General features: G+C 49.4%; 3 protein-coding genes. All 3 read left to right on the top strand.

Annotation, left to right across the window (positions count from 1 at the left end; genetic code table 11):
- On the top strand, positions 1 to 199 hold a 199-nt coding region (locus tag G3436_RS28145), incomplete at its 5' end, for a hypothetical protein (protein WP_243667345.1).
- A gap of 457 nt (positions 200 to 656) precedes the next feature.
- Positions 657 to 1,346, top strand: a complete 690-nt coding sequence (locus tag G3436_RS28655; protein WP_163951250.1) for an ATP-binding domain-containing protein — start codon at positions 657 to 659, stop codon at positions 1,344 to 1,346.
- A 341-nt stretch (positions 1,347 to 1,687) separates the two neighbouring features.
- Positions 1,688 to 2,176, top strand: a complete 489-nt coding sequence (locus G3436_RS26340) for a hypothetical protein (RefSeq protein WP_243667344.1) — start codon at positions 1,688 to 1,690, stop codon at positions 2,174 to 2,176.
- Positions 2,177 to 2,305 lie beyond the last annotated feature (129 nt).

Here is a 2,305-nt window from a genome sequence, read left to right as displayed (position 1 = left end):
GCTTAGCCAAGTGCCGATAGATTTTTTCTTAAACCAAGAGAGCGTCTTGGTTCTTTATCGTGAAACGAACGATGGTAGTGAGGCCAGACTAGAAAGCGATGACAGGATTCTTCCATGTGCCTCCAGTGCCGGGTATGAATTCCTCGATGACAGCGGTGCTGCACTGAGTCTCGCCGAAGAGTCAAAAAGTCGCAAATAGGCAAAGTGGTCAGTGTGCAGATCCCATCACTTAACCATTCATCACCGCTTCCTTTATGCCTGCAAATGAGTTGTTCATACGCCTCGGGCACAGCATGCCCCTGATGTTCCGTAGCGGTACTGCGCTAAAGCGGTTTGAAGATTATGAAGGGGGCAGGTACACGAGCCCCTGAAGGTATCGAGTCACCAGCCAAGGTTTTAGGGCGTACGATGCGGACCAATCTCATAGCACCTTTGAAGAATTTCGCCCATTTGTATCGGCTCGCGTTGGAATCGGAAGCAGTATCTTTTCCAGATCCATCAGTGGCCGTTCAAGTGCTTACGCGTCTGCGAGAAAATACTCTGAGCGATGATGATATTGATCTATTGCTCTGCCTTGCCCACGACATCTCAATTGGCTCGAAATCAAAGTCGTTACCGGTCGGGCTCACGCTCCCGTTTATTACCAAAGCGTGTTCGTGGATGAGGTACAGGATTTTACCGAGCAACAGATTTACCTAATGACGTCTCTGGCTGATCCAGAGTACAGCGCGATTACTGTCGTAGGTGACCGATCACAGCAGCTCCTGCGCAATGATCCGATGCGTATTGACGACTGCTTCCCCGTAGGGCAACGGCCAGAATTTATTCGATTGGAAGAAAACTTACGTCAGAGAAATCGGCCGTCGCTCGCCGCATTTACTAAGACCTTGCGGCAATTATTCGAGCAGGGGGGCGGCGTGGACGAGCAATTGTTGAATGAAGGTCTGCTAAACCTCCAGGATGACGATCAAGGTGCCTACACACTGAAGAGAATGTCATCCCGTAAAGATGAGTTCGAATATCTCAGCGAGGTCATCGCTAGCATTCCTGAAGATCAGACAGTCGCTATTGTGCTGCCAGATCAAGACGCCGCCCGTGAGTTGCACAGCTACTGCGAGCAACGTCTTGTGGGCAGTTTCCGCAGGATGAGCATGTCGGAGCACATCGATCTTGAGAAAAAATACCTAGTGCATTTCACGTCTGTTTTAAACGTGAAGGGACTTGAGTTTGATGTGGTCTTGCTTCCGATGATTGATAGCTATGACCTTGCTCAGCCTATTTTCAGAAACCGTTTGTACGTTGGCTGTACACGAGCGAGAAAACGGTTGGTGATGAGCCGGCTGTAGCGGCTATCTAGGTAGCCAATTCTGAAAATTTGGAGGGGTAGTTGTGGATATAGTGATCGAATACGAGCCGGAATGAGCTAATTGTGTTTCGTTCTTTACTGGCGTCGAAGGACAGTAGGAGCAGATAAGGTGGACCAAAGGAGGTGTTTGAAGATGTTGGAGAGCCGTAGAGCTAATCAAGCATGGCGATTGGTGTTCAGGGCTCACAGGTATTAATTTTTTGTCTCGCTGTCGATAGGCCACTATAGTGCGCGAGCGGTGTATCGTGGCGCATGAATAGCTTCGGCCATGCTCGCCGTAGAACTCAGCCAGGAAGGCTGAGAGCCAAGGAAATTAGGTGATTGGGTCCGTTGATGATTGCTGATATTGAGAAATTTCTGAGATCGAACCCTGGCGCAATGGCAAAAGAAATAGCACGCCATTTCGATACGCAGAAGTCTGTAGTTAACCCTATCCTCTACGGACAACGTGAAATTTTTATTCAGGACGAAAAGAGCTGCTGGTCCTTGGTAAATCCTGGAAAGCTGACAATCGCTCTTAAATCGGGAGCTTGGGTCGGAAGCGCGTCCTTTGAAGAGTCCTTGGCGGTCACTGGCTCACCATTGGATCTCGATTGCTCGGTGATCGAATTTGTGGTGCCCACTGGCTGCAAAATCATGATTGACGCTGCTGCACGTATTTTGGCGTTGTGTAATCAATTGGTGATGCTGAAGAAGTCGGTATCGATTGATTTTAGCGCTTGCAAGACAACGCTTACTTACTTCAATCGCCTAGGGTTCTTTGATCATCGTAAGCGTCCGGCCAAGTCACCTTCCGAAGTCCAGCATTAAGGGCGATGGTGTCCGCGTATTTTTAAGCGGACGCGATCACCCCTATTGCCAGGATTTCCATGCGCCAACGAAGCTCTTATCCGAAACCGTTCAAAGCCCAGGTCGTTCAGGAATGCCTGCAACCTGGCG

This window comes from Pseudomonas brassicae (assembly GCF_010671725.1).
Classification (GTDB): Bacteria; Pseudomonadota; Gammaproteobacteria; order Pseudomonadales; family Pseudomonadaceae; genus Aquipseudomonas; species Aquipseudomonas brassicae.
This window is presented reverse-complemented; position numbering and strand designations above follow the sequence as displayed.